This window comes from bacterium (assembly GCA_030654305.1).
Classification (GTDB): Bacteria; Krumholzibacteriota; Krumholzibacteriia; order LZORAL124-64-63; family LZORAL124-64-63; genus PNOJ01.
This window is the reverse complement of record JAURXS010000279.1, coordinates 1-23,930: the sequence shown is the minus strand read 5'-3', so window position 1 is coordinate 23,930 and position 23,930 is coordinate 1. Positions and strand designations below refer to the sequence as shown.

Below are 23,930 nucleotides of genomic sequence, written 5' to 3'. Positions count from 1 at the left end.
CAGCGACAGGACCTTGAGCTCCGCCGCGAGCGGTGCAACTGGTGCATCCGTGGGCGCAAGCGGGCCGTCGGACCTCGGCGCCAGACTGTGGAGCGAGCACGCCGACACGTTCCGCGCCCAGGCTTCGCGGAAGCCGTGCCCCTCGGCGAACCGTCTGAACGGTTCGGCGAAGATCTCCTCCCGGGGATCGGGTTCACCGCGCCAGCACCACCCGCCGCGTGACCGTTCCACCCGCCGCCGACAGCCTCATCAGGTACACCCCCGCCGGCGCCTCCCGCCCGGCGGTGTCGCGCCCGTCCCAGGTCGCGGCGAAGCGTCCGGGCGCTGCGGCCGACATCGCGGGCGTCGCCACCCGCCGCCCGGCGAGGTCGTACACCTCGAGCGTGGCTGCTTCCCCCTGCGGCGCCGAACCCGCGAACGCGATCCGCGAGCGCCCGGGGTTGGGCCAGGCCGCCAGTTCAAGCCCGCCGACGGCGGACGCCGGCGCGCCCACCACCGACTGCGGCCGTGCCAGCCAGACGCGACGCGGCTGCGGCCCGGACTCCAGCGTGTCCTGGCGCGTCCAGGCGAACAGCGGTTCGCCCTGCGCCGTCAACTCCATCGCGACGTGCCAGCCCAGGCTGCGCCGCTCCTGGTCTTCGAGAACCGCGCTGCGGTCCTGCCACACGCCGCCGACGCGCTGCTGGTACTCGAGGTGGGTGCGGCCTGGCATCAGCCAGTCGTTGTAGGTGAACTGGACCCAGAAGGCGTGGACCTCGCCGCCCGCACCCCACGCGACCTGCGGCGACTGCGGCCAGTCGTAGTCGTCGTGCTCGGTCAGCAGCGTGACCGGCGCCGACCAGTTGCCGCCATCGTCCTGCTCGCTGTAGTGGATCGTGTTGCAGGGGCATGTCGGTTGCGGTCCCAGCGAGAGCACCGCCTGGCGACCGTCGGCGTGGCCCCGCGCGTCGCATGCGGCGCCGTAGCATTCCCCCGGCAGCATCGAAGCGGCATCCCAGCCCCCTTCGAAGAGGCCGGTTCGGCAGGCGAGGCGGGTGAACTCGGGGAAGTAGTAGACGCGGGGCACGGGCTGCAGCGCGTGCGGGACCTGCGCGACCTGGACGCCCGCCCATTCGGTCAGGCCCTCGACCAGCAGTTCCGGCGGATCGAAGCCGCCCTTGTGCAGGCGTACGAACCAGTGGTCCACTGCAGAGCCGTCGGGCACCGTGAGTCCCAGCCAGCCGACGTTCCAGCCCGGATCGGCGCAGCCCTGCAGATCGAGCTGCGCGTCGGCGAGATCCAACCCTACGGGGATCACGTGCGAGGGATCCCCCCAGCTGGACTCGCCGCCGTACCGGCCGCGGAGGTCCTGCCCGTCGGCCCAGACCAGCAGGAATCCGCGCCAGGTCCAGGCTACGACGGGCCGGTGGCCGGGTCCCTGGAACTCCGACGGATGCTCGACGATCGCGTCGCCGACGTACGCGTCGACGAACCGCGTCCAGACACCGACCCCGGCCTCCTCCCAGGCGATCACCGCCGAGCCGTCCGGCGAAACCGCCAGCGCCGGACGATCGGCGTCGGCCTGGTTCTCGCTGATCTCCATGGACACCCAGTCGGCCGCGGCCGGGCCGCCCGCGAGCACGAGCGCGCACAGCGTCGCCAAACAACGCACTGTCATGACGCCCTCCCCCCCGGTAAGCGCCCACGCGGTGATCCTAGCACAACCCCCGGGGCCGGATCGCGCAGTTGTGTCGTGCGCCGGATCTGCTAATCTGTCGGGGCGAAGCCCGGCCCCGGAACCAGCCACTGGACAGATCCGGCAGGCGGCCCGGACCGGCGCAACTTCATGGCAAGCACGGAGGTACCGTCATGGCGGAGAAGGGCAGCAAGGACAAGGGCAACCGCGAGACCCGCAAGAAGCCGCAGCATACCGCGAAGGAGAAGAAGGCGCTGAAGAAGGAGAAACAGTCGAAGAAGCCGGAATGAAGCCCGTCCGCAGCGTCGTCGAACGGCTGCTGTGGCTTTACCACGCCGCCCGAGACCCGGCCACGCCCGCCTGGGCGAAGCTGGCGATCTTCGGCGCGCTGGCCTATCTGCTGTTCCCTCTGGACGCGGTGGCCGACCCGACGCCCCTGGTCGGCCTGCTCGACGATGTCGGCGTGGTCGCGGCGGCGATCGCTTACGTGTCCCGCCGCCTCCCGCCGGGCGTCAGGGAGCGCACCGCAGGCACGCTGAGCCGCTGGTTCGGCGACCGGGCCCGTCCCGGCGCGGGAGACCCCTCGTGACCGCACCCAAGCTTCCCATCACCCTGGTCGTGGTCGCCTGCGACGAGGAGCGCAACCTCGGGCGTTGCCTCGACGCCGCCGATTTCTGCGCCGAGCAACTGGTCGTCGACTCCGGCTCCGTCGACCGCACCGTCGAAATCGCGCGCGAACACGGCGCACGCGTGCTGGCCCGCGCCTGGACCGGCTACCGCGACCAGAAGAACTTCGGCGTCGAGCAGGCCGCGCAGCCCTGGGTCCTCTGCCTGGACGCCGACGAGGTCGTCACCCCCGCGCTTCATGCCTCGATCGAGGCCGCCTTCCACGAAGGCGACCCCGCCGCCGACGCCTTCGAACTGAACCGCCACGGCGTCTACGCCGGCCGCCTCATCAACCACTCCGGCTGGTACCCCGAGTGGCGCACGTTCCTGTACCGCAAGGGCAGCGCCGTCTGGTCCGGCCGCGAGCCCCACCCCGGCGTCGAGTTCCGCGGCCGCGTCCGCGCCCGTCTCGACGGCGACCTGCTCCACTACACCTACGCCGATCTCGCCGAGCACCTGCGCAAGAACGCCGCTTCGGCACGCGCCGCCGCCGCCGCCATGCACGAGGACGGCCGCCGCGCGCGCTGGACCGACCTGCTGGTGCGCCCCAAGTTCGCGCTGCTGCGCCGCCTGGTGCTGCAGAGGGCCTACCTGGACGGCTTTCGCGGCCTGTGCATCGCCGTGATGGCGGGGGTCTACACGTTCCTGAAGTACGCGTACCTGCGGGAGATGCAGGGGCGGGGCGAGGCCGGTCGTGACGGATGATCCACCGCCGCAGGCTGGGATGATGGCGCATGTCGGCTTGGTGGCGTCCCCCGCGCTTGACATCGATGATCCCCGCATCCATACTTTGATCGGTAACCGCACAAAGACCGCTCGACAGCCGGATTCCGGGTCCGAACCCGGCGGCGCATCCCCACGGAGGCGATCGTGATGCCGATCCGTCCCTCGTCGCCCCTCGCGTTGTCCCTGCTGTGCGCCATGGCCCTGGCCGGCGCCGGCTGCGGCAGCCGCAACCCCGCCGACCTGGACCAGGCGCGCGCGCCGATCGACCCCCTGGTCTTCGACGACGCCTACGCCCCCGACGTCTACTTCCAGGCCTTCATGGACACCGACCCGTACGCGGTGGGCACCGATTCGGTGTTCGTGCAGTCCGGCGACCACTCGCTGACGATCACCGTGCCGCCCGAGGGCTCGAACCTGGGAGCGTGGGCGGGCGGCGTGCTGACCGCCGTCGCCGGCCGCGACCTGGCCGACTTCAACGCGCTGACCTTCTATGCCCGCGCCAGCATCCCCTGTGCGATGGACGTGTTCGGCTACGGCAACGACAACACCGGCACCTCGCACCTGACCGCCGGCCGCTCGGGCATTCCCCTGACGACTGCCTGGTCGTTCGTGGTCGTGCCCCTCCCCGCGCCCGCGAAGCTGGTGTCCGAGCGCGGCATGTTCACCTTCGCCGAGGGCCGCGAGGTCGGCCATCCCGAGGGCCACCGGATCTGGATCGACGACATCCGCTTCGCGCGGCTCGACAACGTCACCGACCCCCAGCCCACCCTGAAGCCCCTGAACAAGCAGTACTTCGTCGGCACGACCGCCAGGCTGGACAGCGTCCACACCGTCTTCAGCGTGGACGGGGCCCCGGTGCGGGTCGACCACATGCCCGGCTACTTCGATTTCAGCTCGTCGGACCCGTCGGTGGCGACGGTCGTCCGCAACGAGATCCGGATGGTCGGTCTCGGCGAAGCCGTCATCACGGCCACCCTCGGCGGGATGCCGGTCGAAGGCGCCGTGACCGTCAGCGGCCACCAGCCGCCGCCGGCACCCGCGACACCGCCGACGCTGCCGGCCGCCGACGTGGTCTCGCTGTTCAGCGGCGTCTACCCCGACGCGACCGTCGTCAACTGGAACCCCCGCTGGCAGTATTCGACGGCCGAGGACGGTCTCTTCACGATCGACGGCGACCTGTCGCGCTTCTACACCTTCCTGAACTTCGTGGGCGTCGACTTCCACCTGAACACGATCGACGTGACGGCGATGACGCACCTGCACCTCGACGTGTACGCGCCGGCCGGGACACGCTTCCTGGTGAAGCTGGTCCCGTTCAGCGGCGACAACGGCTGGGGCACCGGCAGTTCCGAGCTGGCCTTCGACGCGTCGACGACGCCCGCCTTCGTCGCCGGCGGCTGGTCGTCGCTGGAGATCCCCCTGGCCGATTTCGGGTTCACCGTGCCGCTGGACCATCTGGGCCAGATCGTGCTGAGCACCCCCGACGCGAGTGTCGTGCTGGTGGACAACATCTACTTCCACAGGTAGGATGCCCCGATCGCCGAGGGACGCACCGGAGGATATCGACCGCATGAACAACGGCAACCTGTACTGGAAGGGGCTGCGCCGGTCGGATCCGGACCGACCGCGGCCCCTCGCCGACGCCGTGCTGCGCCTGATCTGGCAGCACCGCAGCGTCTCGCGCGCCGACATCGCGCGGCTCGCCGGCCTGTCGCGCTCCACCGTCTCGGAGATCGTCAACGAGATCCTGCCCATGGGGATCGTCGCCGAGGGCGGCGAGGGCCCGTCTCAGGGCGGCCGCCGGCCCATCGTGCTCGAATTCCGCGACGACGCCTGCACGATCCTCGGCGTCGAGATGGGCGCGGCTCACGTCACCGTCGCGCTGACCGACCTGCGTGGCCGCGTGCTGGCCCACGCCACGCGCGAACACCCCGTGCGCAACGATCCGCACGGCACGCGCCGGCTGATCGAGGCGCTGTGCCACGAATGCCTCGCCTCGCCGGCGGCCGCAGAGCGGCCACTGGTGGGCATCGGCGTCGCGGTGCCCTGCCCGCTCGACCCCTCGCACCCCGACCGCCTCTCCGAGATCGTCATTCCCGCCTGGGGCGGTCGTATCGGGCTGGAGGACCTGTCGCGCCGGCTCGCCGCGCCGCTGATGGTCGACAACGACGCCAACCTGGGCGCCCTGGCCGAGCACTGGTGGGGCGTGGGCCGCGGCGTCGACGACCTCGCCTACATCAAGGTCGCCACCGGCATCGGCTCCGGGCACGTGATCGGCGGCGAGATCTACCGCGGGGCCACCGGCACCGCGGGCGAGATCGGGCACATCTCGATCGACCCCAAGGGCAAGCGCTGCATCTGCGGGCTGCAGGGATGCCTGGTCACCCTGGCCGGCAGCCAGGCGCTGGTCGAGCGCGCGCTGGAACTGGGCGCCGAGTACCCGGGCAGCTCGTTGACCGGCCGCGCGATCTCGGTCCGCGACATCGAGAACGCCGCCCTGGCCGGCGATCCGCTGGCGATGCGCGTGGCGACCGAGGCGACCGAACATCTCGGCCGCGCCGTGGCCGGCATGATGAACCTGATGAACCCGTCTCTGGTGATCGTCGGCGGCGACCTCGCCCGCCTCGGCGACCTGCTGCTCGGACCGCTGCGCGAACACGTCCGCAACCGCACGCTGGTCAGCTCGCTGGCCGCGGCCGAGATCCGCACCAGCGAACTGGGTCCGCTTTCGGTGGCGATCGGGGCGGCGACGCTGGTCCTGAAGACGGCGCTCGAGGATTCCCGCCTGTTCCCACAGGTCGCGGTCCCGGCGCGCACCGGCGTCGCCCCGGCGTGAAGACCGCCGCGGCGCTGCTCGCGGCGCTGCTCGCTCTCGGCGCGGCCGGCGGCTGCACCGATGAGGAGGCGCCGGTACCCTACGGCCTGACTTTCGAGGACGACTTCGAAGGCCCCGCCGGCCAGCAGCCCGATCCCGCCAAGTGGCGCTTCGACGTCGGCACCGGCTGGGGCAACGCCCAGCTCGAGTACGACACCGACCGCGCCGAGAACGTGCACCTCGACGGCGAGGGGCATCTCGCCATCACCGCCCGCCAGGAAGACTGGGAAGGCCGCGCCTACACCTCGGGCCGCATCAAGACCGAGGGGTTGTTCGCGCAGGCGCGCGGCCGCTTCGAGGCCCGTCTCCAGCTGCCGTCGGGCCGCGGCCTGTGGCCGGCCTTCTGGCTGCTCGGCGCCGACGTGCGCGAGGTCGGCTGGCCGGCGTGCGGCGAGATCGACGTCATGGAGTACCGGGGCCAGGAGCCGCGCACGATCCACGGCAGCCTGCACGGTCCCGGCTACGCCGGCGGCGCGGCGCTCACCGCCGCCCACTCGATCTCCCAGGGCGGCTACGACCTCGGTTTCCACACCTACGCGATCGAGTGGAACGAGAGGTCGATCACCTGGTTCGTCGATGGCTACGCCTACCTCGCGGTCGACCGCTCCGCGCTTCCGGGCGGCGCGGCCTGGGCCTTCGACCACCCCTTCTTCATCCTGCTGAACGTCGCGGTGGGCGGCAACTGGGTCGGCCCGCCCGATGATACGACCGTCTTCCCGCAGGTGATGCTCGTCGATTGGGTCCGCGTCTACGGCGAGATGCCGTAGACGGAAAGGCCCGGCCGAAGCGGCCGGGCCCCTCGTCGTCTCGTGCGGGACCGCTCAGATGCTCAGGTGCAGATAGGTGCGGATCTCCCACTCCCGTCCGCCCGGCAGACCCTCGGGATACAGCTCACCCACCGCCGGCGCCCCATAGCCCTCGGGCGCATACCGGTTCGAGTGGCGGTCGAGCGTGCGGTAGGTCAGGCGCACGCCGAGCTTCGTCTGGGGCAGGCTGAACCAGGCCGGCGAGCCGAGCGTGAGCGACGCGTCCGCCATCGCCTGCAGCGGGTAGGTCAGGTTGAAGTCGCGTTGGTAATCGTAGGGGCCGAAGTCGTTGAGCTTCAGATGGCCCGCCAGCGCCGCCGACCGCCAGACGATGCGCGCGTCGGTGCCGAAGCGGTGGATCAGGCGGCGGTCGGCGCCGTTCGGCTCGGCCGTGCCCCAGTACAGGTGGCCGATCAGGCGCGCTCCCGCGCCCACGCGGTTGGCGACGCGGGCGTGCAGCTCCCACAGGTCGCGCGGGGGCGTCCCGCCCGGGAAGGGGTAGATCAGGTTCTCGGCCGAGATGAACAGGCCCGCGTCGGCCGTGGTCTCGTGGCGGCGGAACACCAGGCCGAGGCTGGCCGCCAGATCGGCATCCTCGCGCGCGTCGCTGTCCCAGGTCCACATCCAGGTGGCGGGCGTGGGGTCGTAGACGACCATCAGCTCGGCGGCTTTGGTCTCGCGGTTGCCGCGCACCGCGAACGGGTCGTCGAGGATGTTGCGCGGGCGTCCCTGGGTGTAGGCGAGCTGCTCCGGGCCCGGCATGGGGCCGACGACGGGCTTCTGCCACAGGAAATTCGGCCCGACCTGCCAGTTGCCCAGCGTCACCGCGACGCCGGTCAGCGCGTTGACCTGGTTGCCCGAGCCGCTGTCCCGCAGCTCCCAGCCGGTGAAGGTGGGGATGGCCGTGGGGCCGGCCTCGGCGACCAGGCCCATGTAGGCGCCCTGGGCGTACCAGTTCCAGCGGCCGCGCTGCCAGGTGAGCTTGCCCTTGCAACCGAACGTATCGCCGTCGACGATCGCGTCCTGCCTGACGTCGGCGGGCGTGAGCGACGCGCCCGACGCCAGCAGGTCCTCGTCCACGAGCTGGAACGTCTCGCCGACGCGCGGCCGCCCCGACCAGAGCACACCCCCCTCGAACACGAACCGGCCGACCGGCGCCTTCAGCTGCAGCGACGCCTTGCGGGTCTTGCGCACGGGAATCGCGACCGAGCTGCTCAGCTGCGTCTGCTGCGTGAAGTCGTCCTGGAACAAGGCGGTCCAGTCCGCGCCCGCCGCGCGGCGCTGGTACTTGACGAACACCGCCGGGTTCGCGCCCCACCAGAGCTGCGGTCCGAAGGCCGCCTTGAGCCCGGCGAGCCCCCGCTTGCCCGCGATCTCGAAGCCGATCGGCGCCTCGCCGTTGTAGATGTCGACGTTCTCGCCGTAGTAGGCGTCGCGGTACAGTCCGAAGAAATCGCCCTCGTACTGCCAGTGCAGATGGCCGGTGCGGTAGAACGCCTCGAGGTCGAACCGCTTGTCGTTCCACGACAGCGACGACCGGTAGACCTTGACCCTCTCGTTGGCGTCGAGCTGCAGGACGCTGCCGTCGGCGGCGCGCACCGCCTGGGGCCGCCCGCGGTTCTCGTAGAACACCTCGTCGATCCGGTTGCGGGCCACGTGGCCCAGCACGTTCAGCGAGAGGCGGCCGGTGACCGCGCCGCTGGGCTTGGCCTCGAGATCGGCGTAGAACGACTGGCCGTTGTCGAAGCCGCGGTAGGAGGGGAACGCCTCCTGCGGCGCCGACGACGGCGGCGTGCTGACGTTCTCGCCGCCGGTGCTGTAGGTCTCGTACTCCAGACGCAGGCCCGCCACGCGCACCTTGCCCAGCGCGTCGGTCTCCAGGCTGGCGGAGGCGCCGCGCGCCTCGAGCGCCGCGCCCGTCGCGGTGATGCGGTCGAAGTGCGCCTTGATGGCGGCGGGATCCGTCTCCGGCGCGTAGGGGTCCAGGCGGAACGCGTCGCGCAGCGCGTAGTAGGCGGCGCGGGGATAGACCTCGTAGAGGCCGTGCGCGTCGGGCGGGCCCTTGGCGACGATGCCCCACCACTCCTCGTTCATGTTGTTGTCGCCTTCGCGGAAGTCCTCGACGTAGCCGCCGTTGGGCCACGAGGCGTTCGTGTCGTGGACGTCGAGCCGGCTGTCCTGCAGGTACTTCCACCAGCCGTCGCTCCACTGGAAGACCAGGCCGCCGATCGCGTTGCCCACCTGGCCCTGGCCGGCGGCCTGCGCGTAGATCTCGCGCCACTGGGCCAGCAGGTACTTGGCCTGCATGGCCTGGTCCTCCCGCATCGTGACCGCGTTGAAGGCGTCGGATCCGAACTCGGTGAACATCACCGGCGTCCCCAGCTTCTCGCGGACCACCTGGAAGAGGTCGCGCGCCGAGACGCCGCGGTACACGTTGGTGCCGAACACGTCCAGTTCGGGGCACTCCTCGGCGATCAGGTCGATGTACTGCAGGTCGCCGTTGGCGATCGCGACCGGGCGGTCCGGGTCGAGGCGGTGGACGTCGCGGACGATCTCCCCGAACAGCGAGTACAGGCGGCGCGCCCGCGCGACGTCGCGCTCGCCCTCGGGCAGCGCCTCGATCTCGAAGGACTTCCAGGAGAGCCCGTAGTTGTTCTCGTTGCCCAGCAGCCACATCAGCACGCCCGGGGTGCCGCGGTACTGCTCGACCATCGCCGACACCTCGCCCCGCAGCTGCGCGCGCGTCGCCGGATCGCCGTAGTCGGTGGCCGGGGTCCACACGCCGCCCAGGGTCAGGCCGTAGCGGCCGACCACGTGGTTGAGCACCGTGAAGATCCCGTACTTCTCGTGGATGTACGCCACCCACCGCGGCGGCACGCCGACGCTCTGGCGGATCGCGTTGACGCCCATGTTCTGCAGCAGCGACATCTCCCTGTCCAGCGCCGCGACGATCACCTCGTCCGGCTGCGCCCACAGGTTGTAGGTGTAGTTGTGGCCGATCGGCATGTAGTCCCAGTTCATGCCGAAGACCGGGAAGTCGCGGCCGCCGACCTGCAGGCGCGAACCGCTGTCGTCGGTCACCACTTCGACGCGCGGCGGCGGCGCGGCCCGGGCCGGGAGGGTGCCCGGCGACGCGGCCAGCAGCAGCGGCAGGCACGCGAGCAGGACGGCGGTGGGGGGGCGGCGGTAGCGTCCGGCTGGATTCGAGCGCACGGGAGTCTCCTTTATCCGGTGGACGGGAAAGTGTCTTCGACGGCGTTGGCTGAGACGGCGTCCGCGTACCAGCCGGCGCTGTCCTTGGGCAGACGCGCCAGGGTCCGCGGATCGACCGCGTGGAGCCCGAACTTCATGCGGTAGCCAAAGCTCCACTCGAAGTTGTCTAGCAGCGACCAGGCGAAGTACCCCTGCAGGGGCACGCCGTCCGCGATCGCCCGCTGGGCGGCCAGCAGGTGACCGCGCAGGTAATCGATCCGGCGGGCGTCGGCGATGCGGCCGTCCGGGCCCGGCGGATCGTCGTAGGCCGCACCGTTCTCGGTGATCAGGAGCCGGCGCGGCGCGTAGTCGCGCGCGAGGCGCAGCAGGCTCTCGTGCAGGCCTTCGGGCCGGACCTCCCAGCCCATGTCCGTGACCGCCGCCGGCGGCGCCGGCGGCACCGCCTCGCGACGGCCGTCCGCTCCCGCGCGCATCACGACGCGGCTGTAGTAGTTTATCCCGAGGAACGAGAGCGGCTGCGAGATGGCGGCGAGGTCGCCGTCCCGCACGAACGGCAACTCCGGGCCGGCGAGGTGGCCGGCGGCGATGCGGTCGGCGACGGCGTCCGCCGGATACTCCCCGCGGAACAGGGGATCCAGGTACCAGCGGTTGAAGAAACCGTCGAACCAGCGGGCGGCGTCGCGGTCGGCCTCGCTGTCGGTGGCCGGGTGGGCGGGGCAGTAGTTCGTCACCAGTCCGACCTCGGCGCCGGGCGCATCGCGGCGGATCATCGCCGACGCGCGGGCGTGCGAGAGCAGCAGGTGGTGCGCGACGCGCAGGGCCTCGGCCGGATCGGCGTGACCGGGCGCGTGCTGCCCCTCCTCGTGGCCGAGCGTCGCCACGCACCAGGGCTCGTTGTGGGTGGTCCACCAGCGGACCCGGTCGCCGAGGCGCCGCACGACCGCCGACGCGTAGTCGGCGAAGTCGTCGACCGTGTCGCGCGACGACCAGCCGCCGCGGTCCTGCAGGGCCTGTGGCAGATCCCAGTGGTAGAGCGTCGGCAGAGGTTCGAGTCCGGCCTCCAGCAGCGCGTCGATCAGCGCATCGTAGAAGCCGAGGCCGGCGGCGTTGACGGTCCCGCGGCCCTCGGGCAGGATCCGCGGCCAGGCGATCGAGAAGCGGTAGGCGTTCAGGCCCATCCGCTGCATGAGATCGACGTCCTCGCGCCAGCGATGGTAGTGGTCGCAGGCCACGCTGGAGTCGGCGCCGTCGGCGATCTTGCCCGGCGTGTCGGCGAAGCGGTCCCAGATGGAATCGCCGCGCCCGTCTTCGCGACGCGCGCCCTCGATCTGCTGGGCGGAGGTGGCGACACCCCACAGGAATCCCTCAGGAAAACGATGGCGGGTCACGGTCCTTCGCCTCCCCTCACGCCGTGGTCCACCGGAGTTTCCGACCTCGCCCAGTGATCAGGCAAGCCCCCGGACAACCCAGAAAAAAATCTTTGTTCGGACTCCGAACATAGTGTATGATACTGGAGGTCCTGTCAAGACAGGAATCCGCGCGGGCGGGAGCATCGCCGCCATCACCCGCCGCGGTCGACCTGACGCGGTCCGCAGGTGCGGGAGCCGTCTTCAACGAGAGGTTGTCGAGATGAACACCAAAGTCACCACGATCGTTGCGGCAGTGGCTCTGCTCTGCCTGCTCTCCGGGGTCAGCCAAGCGCTCACGCCCTACACCCAGACCTTCGAGGGCATGCCCCTGCCGGCGGTCGGGCGACTGCTCGGCGACGGCTGGCTGGTCTACGGCAACGCCTTCAATCCGTCGATGGTCTGGATGTACGGTTACGGCCCCTACCCCGCTCCCAACGACGGCGCCGCGTTCTGCGCGGTCGCGACCGGCGAGGGCGGCGTCGATCAGGGCAGCATGCAGCTGTCGGTCTACGGCGACTACCAGAACCAGGCCCAGGGCGGCGGCAACTGGATCCAGGCGAACATCTTCAAGGAGCAGACGATCGTCGCCGGCGACGTCGGCGACACCTGGGTCTTCGCGTTCCAGGCCAAGATGGGCAACCTCGGCGGCGGCTCGACGGCTCTGGCGTTCATCAAGACCATCGACCCCGCCAACGGCTACGCGATGACCAACTTCGTGACCGCCGACATGACCGCGATCCCCGCGACCTGGGGCGGCTACCAGGTCTCGCTCACGATCGACGCCGGGCTGGTCGGCCAGCTGTTTCAGTTCGGTTTCATGAACCTCGTCACGCTGTTCGAGCCCTCGGGCATCTTCTACGACAACGTGGACTTCCACCTGGACGACTCCACCGCCGCGCCCGCCGCGGCGCTGCCCGGCGCCAGGCTCGCGCAGAACCATCCCAATCCTTTCAACCCGTCCACGCGCGTCGAGTTCGCGCTGGACGCCGCCGGCCCGGTCGAGGTCGCGGTGTACGACCTCGGCGGCCGCCGCATCGCCGTGCTGGCGGACGGCATGTTCGCCGCCGGCGGGCACAGCGTGGCCTGGGACGGACGCGGCGACGACGGTCGGGCCGCCCCGGCCGGGCAGTACCGCTGCGTCCTGAAGACGGCGGCCGGCGACGTGTCCCGCAGCATGACCCTGGTGAAATAGCCTGCGCGATCGCGGAGGGGGGCGGATGCCGCCGTCCCCCTCCCACCCTCTAGCGAAACGGGGCCTCCGTGAACACGCACCACAACGTCAGGCAGGCGAAGCATGGAGGGTAAGCCGGCGCCCGCGCATCCCCTGACCCCGGCAGCGCACCCGTTCTCGGCACCCACGGGCGGCTTCGTCACGCTCGAAGGGGAGCCGTTCTATCGCATCGCGGCCTACGACAGCCTCGAACCCTTCCTGATGACCCTGGCCAACGACGCCGACCTGTGGCTGTTCGTCTCCTCGCGCGGTGGCCTGACCGCGGGCCGGATCGACCCGGACGGAGCGCTGTTCCCCTACGTGACGGCCGACGAGCTGCACGACGCCCACCACCACACCGGTCCCCGCACGCTGATCCGTCTGGCGTCCGCCGACGGGGCGACGACCCTGTGGGAACCGTTCGCCGACCGCGCCGGCGAGGCGCAGGTCGAGAGGAACCTCTACAAGAGCGCCGCCGGCACGCGCCTCGTCTTCGAGGAGATCGATCACGCGCTCGGCCTGGCGTTCCGGCACGAGTGGGCCGGCTGCGACGAGTTCGGGTGGGTGCGCACCGCCACGCTGGAGAACCGGAGCGGCGCGACCCGGCGCCTGGAGTTGCTGGACGGCTTGCTCAACGTGCTGCCTCACGGGGCGCCGCTGAGCCTGTACCAGCAGACGCCGAACCTGATCGACGCCTACAAGAAGTCCGAGATCGATCCCGCCACGGGCCTGGGGGTGTTCTCGCTGACCGCCGGCATCACCGACCGGGCCGAAGCTCTCGAATCGCTGAGAGCCAACGTCGTCTGGTGCTGCGGGCTCGCGGGAAGCCGCCGCCACCTGTCGAGCCGGTCGCTCGACGACTTCCGCCGCGGCCGCGCCGCCGCCGCCGACACGACGCTCAACGGCGTCCGCGGCAACTACCTGGTCGGCGCGAGCCTGAAGCTGGGTCCGGGCGCCGCGGTGCGCTGGCGCCTGGTCTGCGACACCGGCCGCGACCACGTCGCGGTCGCGGCTCTGCGGCGCCTGCTGCGCGAGGAATCGGACCTGGACGCCCGCGTCGCCGCGGCGCTGGACCGGGCCGGCGAGGGTCTGCGGCGGAACGTCGCCGCCGCCGACGGCCTGCAGGCCACCGGCCGTCCCGAGGCCTGGGCCCACCACTTCGCGAACGTCCTGTTCAACAACATGCGCGGCGGCGTCTTCTGGCGGAACGAGACGGCTCCCGCCGACGATTTCGCCGCCTTCGTGCACGCCCGCGACCGCGGGGTCGCCGCGCGCCGGCGCGGGCTGCTCGACGCCCTACCCGAGACGCCGTCGATCCGCGAGCTGCGCGCGGCGGCCGTCGCCTCCGGCGACCCCGACCTCGCGCGGTACGCCCTGGAGTACCTGCCCCTGCACTTCGGGCGCCGCCACGGCGATCCGAGCCGGCCCTGGAACACGTTCTCGATCCGCGCGCGGGGCCACGGCGGGGCCCGGACGCTGGGCTACGAGGGCAACTGGCGGGACATCTTCCAGAACTGGGAGGCGCTCTGCGTCTCCTATCCCGGCTTCCTGCCGAACATCGTCGCCAAGTTCGTCAACGCCTCGACGGTCGACGGCTTCAATCCGTACCGCATCTCCCGCGACGGCGTGGATTGGGAGACCGTCACGCCGTCGGATCCCTGGAGCAACATCGGCTACTGGGGCGATCACCAGGTGGTCTACCTGCTGCGCCTGCTCGAACTCTGGCACCGCCACGAGCCCGCCGCGTTCGGCGCGGCGCTCGGCGACCGGATCTACACCTACGTCGAGGTGCCGTACCGCATCAGGCCCTACGCCGAGATCCAGAAGAACCCGCGCGACACGATCGAGTTCGACACGGAGCTCGCGGCGCGGATCGGGGCGCGCGTCGCCGCTAGCGGCACCGACGGCAAGCTGCTGCACGGCGGGGACGGCGCGGTCCGACGCGCGAACCTGTTCGAGAAGCTGCTGGTGCCCGCGTTGTCCAAGCTGTCGAACCTGGTTCCCGACGCCGGCATCTGGATGAACACGCAGCGCCCGGAGTGGAACGACGCGAACAACGCGCTGGCCGGCGGCGGCGTCTCGGTGGTCACGCTCTGCCATCTGAGACGCTACCTGGCTTTCCTCGCCGAACGCTTCACGGCGGCCGGCGAGGCCGAGCTGCCCGTCGCGGCCGAGATCGCCGCCTGGTTCGACGGCATCGCGCAGGTCCTGGAGGAGGAAGCGCTCCCGCCCGGCGCGGGTCCGCTCGACCCGCGCGACCGCAAGCGGCTGCTGGACCGTCTCGGCGGCGCCTTCGACGACTACCGCCGGGCGGCGTATGCGGGCGGGCTGAACGGCGACGTCGGCCTCGCGCCGGCGCGCGCCGCCCGCCTGTGCCGTACCGCCCTGGCCTGGACGGAACGCAGCATCGCGGCCAACCGACGCGACGACGGCCTGTTCCACGGCTACAACCTGCTGCACTTCTCCCCCGACGGCTCCCGGGTCGAGGTGGGCCGCCTGCCGGTGATGCTCGAGGGGCAGGTCGCCGCGCTCGATTCGGGCGCGCTGGACCCGGCCGCATCGCTCGCGGTGGTCGAGCAGCTGTTCGCCAGCGACCTCTACCGCCCGGACCGCCGCAGCTTCCTGCTGTATCCGGAACGCGAGCTGCCGGGATTCCTGGCGCGCAACCTCGTGCCGTGCGACCTCGCCGAGGCGGTGCCGCTGCTGCGGGAGTCGCTCGCCGCCGGCGACGACGCCCTGGTCGCCCGCGACGCCGACGGCGCCATCCGCTTCGCCGCCGGCCTGCACAACGAACGCGACCTCGAAGCGGCGCTCGACACGCTGGCCGAGCGCCCCGACCGGGCCGGGGCCGTCGCCCGCGACCGCGGGGCCGTGCTCGAGCTGTACGAACACGTGTTCCGTCACCGCTCCTACACCGGACGCTCCGGCGTGATGTACGGTTACGAGGGGTTGGGCTGCATCTACTGGCACATGGTCGCGAAGCTCCTGCTGGCGACCCAGGTGGCCGCCCGGCGCGCCGAGCGCGAGAACTCGCCGGCCGCGATCCGCGACGGCCTGGCCGCGGCCTACTTCCGCATCCGCGCCGGCCTCGGCCCCGAGAAGAGCGTCGCGGAGTTCGGCGCCTTCCCGACCGATCCCTATTCGCACACCCCGGCCCACGGCGGCGCCAAGCAGCCGGGAATGACCGGTCAGGTGAAGGAGGAGATCCTGGCCAGGTTCGGCGAGCTGGGCGTGAGCGTGTCCGGCGGCGCGGCGCGCTTCCGACCACGCCTGCTGCGGGACGACGAGTTCCTCGCGCAGCCTGCCGCCTTCCGGTATTACGATGTGGAGGGGCGCGAACGGACCATCGCCCTGTCGGCCGGCCAGCTGGCGTTCACCTACTGCCAAGTGCCGATCGTGTACACCCGGAACGACGGGCCGTCGCGTCTGCGCGTCGCGTACGCCGACGGCTCGTCGACCCGGGACGACGGCGACAGTTTGTCTCCGGCCACGAGCGCCGAGCTGTTCGCCCGCAGCGGCCGGATCGAGCTCATCGAGGTCGGTGTCAGCGTGCCACACCCGGCTTGATGCCCGCGGCATCGACCAGCGGTCCGGCGCGACCTGACCCGCACCAGGAGCCGACCATGCAGCCCAAGCTGTCGCTGCCGGCGCCCGCCCGCGCCCCGCTCCTCGCCCTGCTCATGGTGGCGGCGCTCGCCGGCTCCGCGCCTGCCCAGTGCATCCTGGCCAACCCCAGCTTCGAGGTCGCCGGCTCTGGCGGCGTCGTCTTCGGCGGCTGGAACCAGTTCGGTTCGGTCGGGCTCTCGACGATCGCCAGCCACGGCCACAAGGCCGCGCGCGTGAGGGGGCCCAACGCGGGCGGCTGGGACATGTCCGGCTTCTGGCAGGCGCACACCTGCGCCGCGGGCGAGTCGTTCGAAGTGACCGGCAACGTGCTGGTCCCGTCGTCAAGGCCCCTGGCCGGAGCGTGCCTCGCCCTGGTCAACGTGGAATGGCGCGACGGCGCCGGCAACCTGATCGACTACGACGCCAACACCGTCGCCGCCGCGGGCGGTGCGACCGACGCGTACCTCCCCTTCTCGCTGACGGCTGGGCCGGCGCCGGCGGGCTCCGCCACGGCCCGCTTGCTGCTCGGCGTGCTGCAGAGCCCGTCCGATCCCTCGCCCGACGTCTACTACGACCAGGTCACGCTCTATTCCACCGCCGCGCCGACGATCGACGACGTGCAGTGGAACGACTTCCCCGGAGGCAGGACCCTGGATTTCGCCGGCCGCCTCTGGCGCGTCAAGGGCCCGGGCTACTACAGCCCCGGCGGCAACCTCTTCAGCGACTCCCAGGCGAGCGTCTGGGTCGATGCGGCCGGGGCTCTGCACCTGACGGCGCAGAGGGTCGGCAGCAACTGGTACTGCACCGAGGTCGCCGCCGAGGCGGCTCTCGGCTACGGCGACTACGTGGTGACGACGGTCGGCCGGCTCGACCTGCTCGATCCCCAGGTCGTGCTCGGTCTGTTCCTGTGGGAGTACGGCCCCTGCTGGGACGAGGGCTACCTCTGGTGGAACGCGTTCAACGAGATCGACATCGAATACAGCCGCTGGGGCGTCCCCTCGCAGGGTATCGGGCAATTCGTGGCCCAGCCCTGGGACTGGAGCGGCAACCTGGACCGCTTCGACGCCACGTTCTCCGTCGGCGAGGTCACCAGCCACGCGATGCGCTGGCTGCCCGACCGCGTCGAATTTCGCGTCTGGCGCGGCGGACCGCAGGACGAATCGGCCGGGAACCTGATCCACGCCTGGACCTACACCGGCCCGCACATCCCGCGTCCCGAGCAGCCGCGGACACACCTGAACCTCTGGAAGCTCTCGGGCACGCCGGCGACGAACCAGGAGGTTGTGATCAGCGACTTCCGCTTCGTACCGGAAGGTGCGACCGCCGTCCCCGACGACCGCCGCCCCGGCCCGCCCATGACTGCCGCAGGCTGCCTGCGGCCCTCCGCACCGAACCCATTCAACCCCTCCACGACGCTGCGCTTCGAGCTCGACCGTGCGGGCCGGGTCGAACTCGAGATCTTCGACCTGGCGGGCCGGCGCGTGCGGACGCTGGTCCGCAGAGGATTCCCAGCCGGAACTCATGCCGTCGAGTGGGACGGATGCGACGGCGGGGGATCGGCGCTGCCATCGGGAGTCTACCTGGTTCGGCTGCGGGGCGACGACTTCATCGAGACCGGGCGCCTGTCCCTGGTCAGGTAAAAGCACCCCGGGTGGGACAATGAAGGGGGTCCGGCGGAGCCGGACCCCCTCTTCATCGCGCGCATCGGCGCGACGCAGGCGAAAGTTCCTAGTAGAGCGCCTTGATCGTGCCCCAGCTCATGGTCTCCGAGGAGACCGTCCCTTCCGGACCGACGACCATCGTTCCGAAGGGAGCCAGGTCGGTGACCCAGACGTTGACGCCGGTGGTCTGGAAGCCCCACTGCACGTGGCGGGCCGGATCGTTGATGGCGGTCTGCGTCACGCTGAACGGTCCGGACGCGGACAGGACCACCGTGGTCTGCACGAACGACGAGAAGTCGGGGGCGAAGTCCTTGATGAAGGCTAAGACCGTGTGGGCGCTGGTCAAGGTGTTGGACAGGACCTCGCCGGAGAACGTCACGGTCTGGCCCGCGAGGGCACCATCGACCTGGGCGTAGAGGTTGGCTTCCATGATCTTGTTGCCCGGCGCGCCCGGACCGCCGCAGTTCGGCGGCGTGACCCCGCCGACGCACTGGTACCAGTACTCGTTCGGATCGCCGATCGTGTTCGGCCCCAGGGTCAGGATGGAGCCGCTGTAGACGGCCGTCAGATCGCCGATTCCCCAGCCGCTGCCCCACTGGAAGGCGCCGCCCAGATCGAACACGTTCATGTACCCGAAGCTGATCGCCGCCGGATCGACCGTGACGTCGGTCTGGGCCTGGGCGACGGCCGCGCCGAACGAAGCGAGCGCGAGCACGATCAACAGTGCGCGAAGAGCGACGTTACCATTTGTCCTCATCATGACGACTCCTTGATTTGAAGTGCGCTGTCCCTGGGGTTTCGCGGAATACCCGGATACCTGGTCGCCGCCCTGTGCGGTTCTCAACGATCTTGCCATCACAGTATCAAGGCACCTCCACTGGGAAGATTATAAACTATGTTCGGTGACCGAATCAAGTAGATTTTCAGGGGATTAAAAATAGTGAGAAATTGTTAATTTTTAGCAGGTATCATAAATAATGAGATGAATTGTTAAATTAATTTCAAGATGCTGAATCCAGGAACTTGTTGGCCGGCATGCCGGTTTCTGGTACTTTGTTCGGGTTTCGTACAAAGAATGCAGGGCGTCCGCGGTTCCAGCGCGCAAAGGTCGGCCTGGGGTTGAATCCGGCGCTGATGGGCCTGCTCGGCGCTTTGCCGACTCCGGACGACAACGAACGCACGCGCCCGTTGGACGCCCATCCCATCGTCGGCCTCGTCGCCATCGCGCTCCCCGCGGAGGTGCTATCATGTGGTTCCAGGTGATCCCCGCCGCCACAGCGGCGCTCTTCCTCGCCGGACCGGCTGCCGGCGGGATGGCTGCGCCGCTCGACACCACCCCGCTACGGGAGGCTGCTGTGGACATCCGCCCCTTCCAGCCCTGCGACGACGACGCCTGGATCGGCGAGGCGATCTGTTACGGACCGCACCGCGACGGACAGAGACCTGGCGGGCCCGGCCCCGCGGCCGACCAGATCCGCGAGGACCTGCATCTGATGCGGCCGCGGTGGCGCCTGCTGCGGACCTACGGCGCGGCGGAGACCGCCGAGACGGTCCTCGCGACGATCCGCGCCGATTCCCTGGGCATGAAGGTCATGCTGGGCGCGTGGATCGAGCCCGAACGGGGAGACGGCGATCAAGGCGCGCCTGACGCCGAGAAGTCCGACGCCAACGAGCGGGAATGCGCGGCCGCGATCCGGCTGGCCAACGCCTACCCCGACGTGGTCATCGCCGTGTGCGTGGGCAACGAGACCCAGGTGTCCTGGTCGGGGAACCGTTGCTCCCCGGCGACGCTGATCGCCAGGATCCGCCAGGTGCGCGCGGCCGTGACGGTCCCGGTCAGCACCGCCGACGATTTCGCCTACTGGCGCGAGCCCGCCAGCCGCGAGGTGGCCCGGGAGCTCGACTTCGTCACCCTGCACGCGCATCCGCTGTGGAACGGCCGCTCTCTGGACGAGGCGCTGCCGTGGCTCGACGCCCGCCTGGCCGAGGTGCGCGCCGCGCACCCGGGCGCGACGCTGGCGCTGGGCGAGGTCGGCTGGGCGACCGACCGCGGGACCGAGGGGAACCAGGGGCGGCTGATCGCGGGCCGCACCGACGAGGCGAGCCAGACCGAGTTCTACCGCCGCTACCGCGCCTGGGTCGCGGTCGCGCGCCTGGCTTCGTTCTGGTTCGAGGCCTTCGACGAGAACTGGAAGGGCAGCGACGACCCACACGAGGTCGAGAAGCACTGGGGGCTGTTTCGCGCCGACCGCGCGCCCAAGCCGGCGCTGGCCGCCGATTGACGGCCGGCGGCGAGACGCCGCGCCCGCGGGCTAGCCGGGAAGCGCGTTGAGCACCTTCTCCGGCGTGACCGGCAGATCCCGCACCCGCGCCCCCACCGCCGCCGCCACCGCGTTGGCGATCGCCGCCGGCGGCGTGTCGATCCCGATCTCCCCGACGCTCTTGGCCCCGTAGGGCCCGCTCGGCTCGTGGCTCTCCACCAGCTCCGCGCGGATCGACGGGATGTCCTCACGCCCGGGGATCTTGTAGCTCATCAGGTCGCGCGTCCGCAGGTGGCCCTGCGGCCCGTACACGACCTCCTCCCACAGCGCCATGCCGATGCCCTGCGCCAGCCCGCCCTCGACCTGCACCAGCGCCAGGTTCGGGTTGATGGCCTGGCCGCAGTCGACGATCGCCACGTAGTCCACGAGCGTGACCTCGCCGGTGGCCGCGTCCACCTCGACCTCGGCGAAGGCGGCCATGTACGGCGGCGGCGATTTCTCGCAGAGGTGGCTGCCGGTGGTCATCAGCTGCTTCTGGTGCTCGTTGTAGAGCAGCTTCGCCGACAGGTCCCGCAGCGTGATCGCGCCGTCCGGCCCGCGCACCTCGTGCCCGTCGAACGTCGCCAGCGCCGGTTCGCACCCCAGCGACCGCGCCCCCTCGACCAGGATCTCCCGCCGCATCTCCAGCGCCGCGGTCCGCACGGCGTGGCCCGAGACGTAGGTCGTGCTCGAGGCGTAGGCGCCGGTGTCGAAGGGCGTGCGGTCGGTGTCCGAGGCGTAGACGATGATGTCGCCGGTCGGCACGCCGAGGGTCTCGGCCGCGATCTGCGCCAGGATCGTGTCGCTGCCGGTGCCGAGGTCCGTCGCCCCGATCAGCAGGTTGAACGAGCCGAAGTCGTTGAGCTTGAGCGTCGCGGCCGCCATGTCGATGGTCGGGATGCCCGAGCCCTGCATCGCCAGGGCCATGCCCAGGCCGCGGAACACGCCGGGCGCCACCTCGCACCGCGGTCCCTTGGCGTCCCAGCCGATCAGCTCCTTGCCGCGGCGGATGCACTCGGGCAGCTTGCAGCTCTCGACGATCATCTCCACGCCCTCGGTGCCCTCGCCCATGATGGCGAAGATGGGCGATGTCTCCCCCTCGGCGATCATGTTCTTCTCTCTCAGGATGATCGGGTCCAGCCCCAGCTCGCCGGCCAGCTCGTCCAGCGCCGACTCCAGGGCGAAGTTGCCCTGGATCGCCCCGTAGCCGCGGTAGGCGCCGCCCGGCACGCGGCTGGTGTAGACCGTGCGGCCGCCGAAGCGCACCGCCTCGACCTTGTTGTACAGGGGCAGCGTCTTGGCGCCGGCCACCATGAACACCGTCAGGGCGTGCTCGCCGTAGGCGCCGGTGTCGGACAGCACCTCCAGGTCGATCGCGCGCAGCGTGCCGTCGCGGTCGGCGCCCAGGGTCACGTCCAGGCGCATCGGGTGGCGCGTGTTGGTGGCCTCGAAAACTTCGCGCCGCGTGTAGACCATCTTGGCGGGCCGGCCCGTGCGCAGCGTCGCCAGCGCGCAGTACAGCTCGCCGTGGAGCATCTGCTTGCCGCCGAAACCGCCGCCGATGCGCGGCTTCACGACGCGGATCTCCTTCACCTCGCGCTCCAGGGCGCGCGCCATGATGCGCCGCACGTGCCATGGCGTCTGCGTCGAGCTCATGACGTTCAGCCGCCCGTGCACGTCCAGCCAGGTGCTGGCGCAGTGGGGCTCGAGCGCCACGTGCTGCTGGGCCTGCGTGTAGTAGCGCCGGCGCAGCACGACCTCCGACCGCGCGACGACCGCGTCGACGTCGCCCACGTGCATGCTGTAGGCGCTGGCGACGTTGCGCCGCGGCTCGAAGCCGATCGGGAAGTTCTCGTGGATCTCCGGCTCGGGGTGCAGCACGACGGGGTTGTCCAGGGCGGTCTCGAAGTCGAGCACCGGCGGCAGCACCTCGTACTCCACGCGCACCGCGCGCGCCGCCTCGCGGGCCTGCTCCTCGGTCTCGGCCGCGACGATGGCGGCCTCGTCGCCCACGTGGCGCACGTACTCGTCCAGGATGAAGCGGTCGCGGGGCGAGGGCTCGGGGTGCCCCTGGCCGGCGCGCGTCACCGCCACGCGCGGCACGTCCTTCCAGGTGAAGACCGCCAGCACGCCGGGCATCGCCAACGCCGCGGTCGCGTCGATCGCCAGGATGCGGGCGTGGGCGTGCGGGCTGCGCACCGCGACCACGCACAGCGATCCGCGCGGCGCCAGGTCGTCGGTGTAGGCGGGCGTGCCGCGCACCAGGCCCAGGGCGTCGATCTTGGGCAGGGACCTGCCGACTTCCTTCATGTCGCCGGATCGCTTCATCGCGCCTCCTGCAGGTAGCGGCGGATCGCGCGGGTCTGGCTGACGTAGCCGCCGCACCGGCAGAGGTTGCCGGCCAGGTAGTGGTTGATGGCGGCCTCGTCCGGGTCCTCCAACTCGCGGCTCATCGCGACGACCGCAACCACCAGGCCGGGCGCGCAGAAGCCGCACTGGTCGGCCCCCTCGGCCGCCAGGCAGGCGCCCAGCCGCGCCGCCTCGTCGGGCAGCCCTTCGACCGTGGTCACCGCGCGGCCGTCGGCGCGCGGCGCCGGCACCGCGCACGAGGGCACCGGCACGCCGTCCAGCAGCACCGTGCAGGTGCCGCACGAAGCCGTGTCGCAGCCGCGCTTCACGCTCAGCACGCCGTGGCGCCGCAGCGCGTCCAGCAGCGCCTCGCCGGGCTCGACGTCCCAGGTCGCGGACCGGCCGTTCAGTTCCAGGGAGATGTTCACGCCAGGACCTCCTCGACCGCGCGCGTCACCAGCGCGCCACACACCCGTCGACGGTAGTCGGCGGAAGCGCGCAGGTCGTCGCCGAAGTCCAGCTCCGCAGCCGCCGCCTCGCCCGCGCCGCGCGCGTCCCCGGCCGCGGCCGCCTGCATGGCCCCGCGCGCCAGCCGCGCCACCCCGGGCCGCGCGCCCACCGCGACGCGCACCTCACCGCCGAGGTCGACCGCCGCCACGTTCAGCACCGCGAAATCCGTCCGCACCCGCGTCAGGTCCCGCCAGGCGCAGCGCCGCACCGCCGTCGGCACCACGACCTCGACCAGCACGTCGCGCGCCGGCGCCTTGTCGGCCAGGAACTGCTCCAGGGGTTTGCGCCCGCCGCGCTCCAGCACGACGTCCGCGCCCAGCGCCAGCAGCGCCGTGGTCAGGTTGGCGAAGGCGTAGCGCCCGGCCACCGTGCCGCCCACGGTCACGATGTTGCGCACCTGCACCCCGACGATGTTCTCCACGCAGCGCCCCAGCAGCCCGCCGCAGCAGTCCCGCACCGCGATATCGGTCTCCAGCCGCCGGTAGGTCACCATGGCCCCGAGCCGCAGCGCCCCGTCCTCGACGCGCACCTGGTCGAGCCCGGCGTCGCACAGGTCGACGGCCGTCTCGTACCCCCGCGTCGCCAGTCGCAGGTAGGCCCCGCCCCCGATCAGCGCGGCGCGCTCGTCCCCCTCGATCAAAGCCAGCGCCTCGGCGGCCGACCGGGGACGAAGATAAGTGCGAACAGCCATGGAACCACCCTTCGGGGCATCCTCGAACACATGCTCTCGACTCCGAAGTGTAGCATCCGCACGGACCCTGACCAAGCGCGGCCTGCGTCCCGGGTACACACACGCGTCCTGTCGGGGGTGTCTGCAGGGTTCCGGCGCCAGGAGGGCGCCGGAGCCCAGCAGCCAAGCGATGCCGGGCACAGGATGTGCCCGGCGAGCGCCCCCCGACGGGACGCGTGTGTGTACCCGGGACG

The 23,930-nt window shown here is 71.1% G+C and carries 16 protein-coding genes; 9 read left to right on the top strand and 7 right to left on the bottom strand.

What is annotated here, in order from left to right; genetic code table 11:
• Positions 1-193 precede the first annotated feature (193 nt).
• The gene (locus Q7W29_08105) at positions 194-1,657 is read right to left on the bottom strand and encodes a FlgD immunoglobulin-like domain containing protein (GenBank protein ID MDO9171779.1); all 1,464 of its coding nucleotides are present in this window, start codon (positions 1,655-1,657) and stop codon (positions 194-196) included.
• 304 nt (positions 1,658-1,961) lie between these two features.
• Between Q7W29_08105 and Q7W29_08100 the strand changes: the two genes are divergently transcribed.
• From Q7W29_08100 to Q7W29_08080, 5 genes are all read left to right on the top strand, one after another.
• A complete protein-coding gene (locus Q7W29_08100; GenBank protein MDO9171778.1) occupies positions 1,962-2,264 on the top strand; it encodes a DUF1232 domain-containing protein in 303 nt (100 codons plus the stop codon).
• On the top strand, positions 2,261-3,046 hold the full coding sequence (locus Q7W29_08095) for a glycosyltransferase family 2 protein (GenBank protein ID MDO9171777.1): 786 nt from the start codon (positions 2,261-2,263) through the stop codon (positions 3,044-3,046). Before Q7W29_08100 ends, Q7W29_08095 begins: the two co-directional genes overlap by 4 nt.
• 165 nt (positions 3,047-3,211) lie before the next feature.
• Positions 3,212-4,594, top strand: coding sequence for a hypothetical protein (locus Q7W29_08090; GenBank protein ID MDO9171776.1), 1,383 nt, complete (start codon positions 3,212-3,214; stop codon positions 4,592-4,594).
• 43 nt (positions 4,595-4,637) lie between these two features.
• Positions 4,638-5,903 (top strand): ROK family transcriptional regulator, encoded by a 1,266-nt coding sequence (locus tag Q7W29_08085; GenBank protein MDO9171775.1) that lies wholly within the window; start codon positions 4,638-4,640, stop codon positions 5,901-5,903.
• Complete coding sequence (locus tag Q7W29_08080) at positions 5,900-6,709, top strand: glycoside hydrolase family 16 protein (protein ID MDO9171774.1); 810 nt, start codon at positions 5,900-5,902, stop codon at positions 6,707-6,709. The genes Q7W29_08085 and Q7W29_08080 overlap by 4 nt, the downstream gene beginning before the upstream one ends.
• Positions 6,710-6,763: 54 nt before the next feature.
• On the opposite strand, the gene Q7W29_08075 is transcribed toward Q7W29_08080, so the two are convergent.
• Complete coding sequence (locus Q7W29_08075; GenBank protein MDO9171773.1) at positions 6,764-9,961, bottom strand: glycoside hydrolase family 2 TIM barrel-domain containing protein; 3,198 nt, start codon at positions 9,959-9,961, stop codon at positions 6,764-6,766.
• Between the two features lie 11 nt (positions 9,962-9,972).
• Entirely contained in the window at positions 9,973-11,349 is a 1,377-nt protein-coding gene (locus tag Q7W29_08070; protein MDO9171772.1) for a GH1 family beta-glucosidase, read from the bottom strand.
• A gap of 241 nt (positions 11,350-11,590) precedes the next feature.
• Here Q7W29_08070 and Q7W29_08065 point away from each other — a divergent pair, with 241 nt between their 5' ends.
• From Q7W29_08065 to Q7W29_08055, 3 genes are all read left to right on the top strand, one after another.
• On the top strand, positions 11,591-12,562 hold the full coding sequence (locus tag Q7W29_08065) for a FlgD immunoglobulin-like domain containing protein (GenBank protein ID MDO9171771.1): 972 nt from the start codon (positions 11,591-11,593) through the stop codon (positions 12,560-12,562).
• A gap of 102 nt (positions 12,563-12,664) precedes the next feature.
• The gene (locus tag Q7W29_08060) at positions 12,665-16,147 is read left to right on the top strand and encodes a hypothetical protein (protein MDO9171770.1); all 3,483 of its coding nucleotides are present in this window, start codon (positions 12,665-12,667) and stop codon (positions 16,145-16,147) included.
• Positions 16,148-16,203: 56 nt separating this feature from the next.
• On the top strand, positions 16,204-17,826 hold the full coding sequence (locus tag Q7W29_08055; protein ID MDO9171769.1) for a FlgD immunoglobulin-like domain containing protein: 1,623 nt from the start codon (positions 16,204-16,206) through the stop codon (positions 17,824-17,826).
• A gap of 88 nt (positions 17,827-17,914) precedes the next feature.
• Here the strand turns inward: Q7W29_08055 and Q7W29_08050 are convergent, their stop codons facing one another.
• Positions 17,915-18,607, bottom strand: a complete 693-nt coding sequence (locus Q7W29_08050; protein ID MDO9171768.1) for a hypothetical protein — start codon at positions 18,605-18,607, stop codon at positions 17,915-17,917.
• A gap of 487 nt (positions 18,608-19,094) precedes the next feature.
• Between Q7W29_08050 and Q7W29_08045 the strand changes: the two genes are divergently transcribed.
• Positions 19,095-20,129, top strand: a complete 1,035-nt coding sequence (locus Q7W29_08045; protein ID MDO9171767.1) for a hypothetical protein — start codon at positions 19,095-19,097, stop codon at positions 20,127-20,129.
• Between the two features lie 30 nt (positions 20,130-20,159).
• Here Q7W29_08045 and Q7W29_08040 read toward each other — a convergent pair whose 3' ends face one another.
• Genes Q7W29_08040 through Q7W29_08030 form a run of 3 tightly spaced genes read right to left on the bottom strand, consistent with a single transcriptional unit; the run spans position 20,160 to position 23,697 of the window.
• On the bottom strand, positions 20,160-22,457 hold the full coding sequence (locus Q7W29_08040; GenBank protein MDO9171766.1) for a molybdopterin-dependent oxidoreductase: 2,298 nt from the start codon (positions 22,455-22,457) through the stop codon (positions 20,160-20,162).
• 14 nt (positions 22,458-22,471) lie between these two features.
• Positions 22,472-22,924: a 2Fe-2S iron-sulfur cluster-binding protein gene (locus Q7W29_08035; GenBank protein MDO9171765.1), complete on the bottom strand. Its 453-nt coding sequence runs from the start codon at positions 22,922-22,924 to the stop codon at positions 22,472-22,474.
• Positions 22,921-23,697, bottom strand: coding sequence for an FAD binding domain-containing protein (locus Q7W29_08030; protein MDO9171764.1), 777 nt, complete (start codon positions 23,695-23,697; stop codon positions 22,921-22,923). Before Q7W29_08030 ends, Q7W29_08035 begins: the two co-directional genes overlap by 4 nt.
• Positions 23,698-23,930 lie beyond the last annotated feature (233 nt).

Bases quoted from the DNA above. Each gene is read 5' to 3' on its own strand.
- Q7W29_08105 (MDO9171779.1), bottom strand. From the start codon at position 1,657: ATGACAGTGCGTTGTTTGGCGACGCTGTGCGCGCTCGTGCTCGCGGGC.
- Q7W29_08100 (MDO9171778.1), top strand. From the start codon at position 1,962: ATGAAGCCCGTCCGCAGCGTCGTCGAACGGCTGCTGTGGCTTTACCAC.
- Q7W29_08085 (MDO9171775.1), top strand. From the start codon at position 4,638: ATGAACAACGGCAACCTGTACTGGAAGGGGCTGCGCCGGTCGGATCCG.
- Q7W29_08065 (MDO9171771.1), top strand. From the start codon at position 11,591: ATGAACACCAAAGTCACCACGATCGTTGCGGCAGTGGCTCTGCTCTGC.
- Q7W29_08060 (MDO9171770.1), top strand. From the start codon at position 12,665: ATGGAGGGTAAGCCGGCGCCCGCGCATCCCCTGACCCCGGCAGCGCAC.
- Q7W29_08055 (MDO9171769.1), top strand. From the start codon at position 16,204: ATGCAGCCCAAGCTGTCGCTGCCGGCGCCCGCCCGCGCCCCGCTCCTC.
- Q7W29_08050 (MDO9171768.1), bottom strand. From the start codon at position 18,607: ATGATGAGGACAAATGGTAACGTCGCTCTTCGCGCACTGTTGATCGTG.
- Q7W29_08045 (MDO9171767.1), top strand. From the start codon at position 19,095: ATGTGGTTCCAGGTGATCCCCGCCGCCACAGCGGCGCTCTTCCTCGCC.
- Q7W29_08040 (MDO9171766.1), bottom strand. From the start codon at position 22,457: ATGAAGGAAGTCGGCAGGTCCCTGCCCAAGATCGACGCCCTGGGCCTG.
- Q7W29_08030 (MDO9171764.1), bottom strand. From the start codon at position 23,697: ATGGCTGTTCGCACTTATCTTCGTCCCCGGTCGGCCGCCGAGGCGCTG.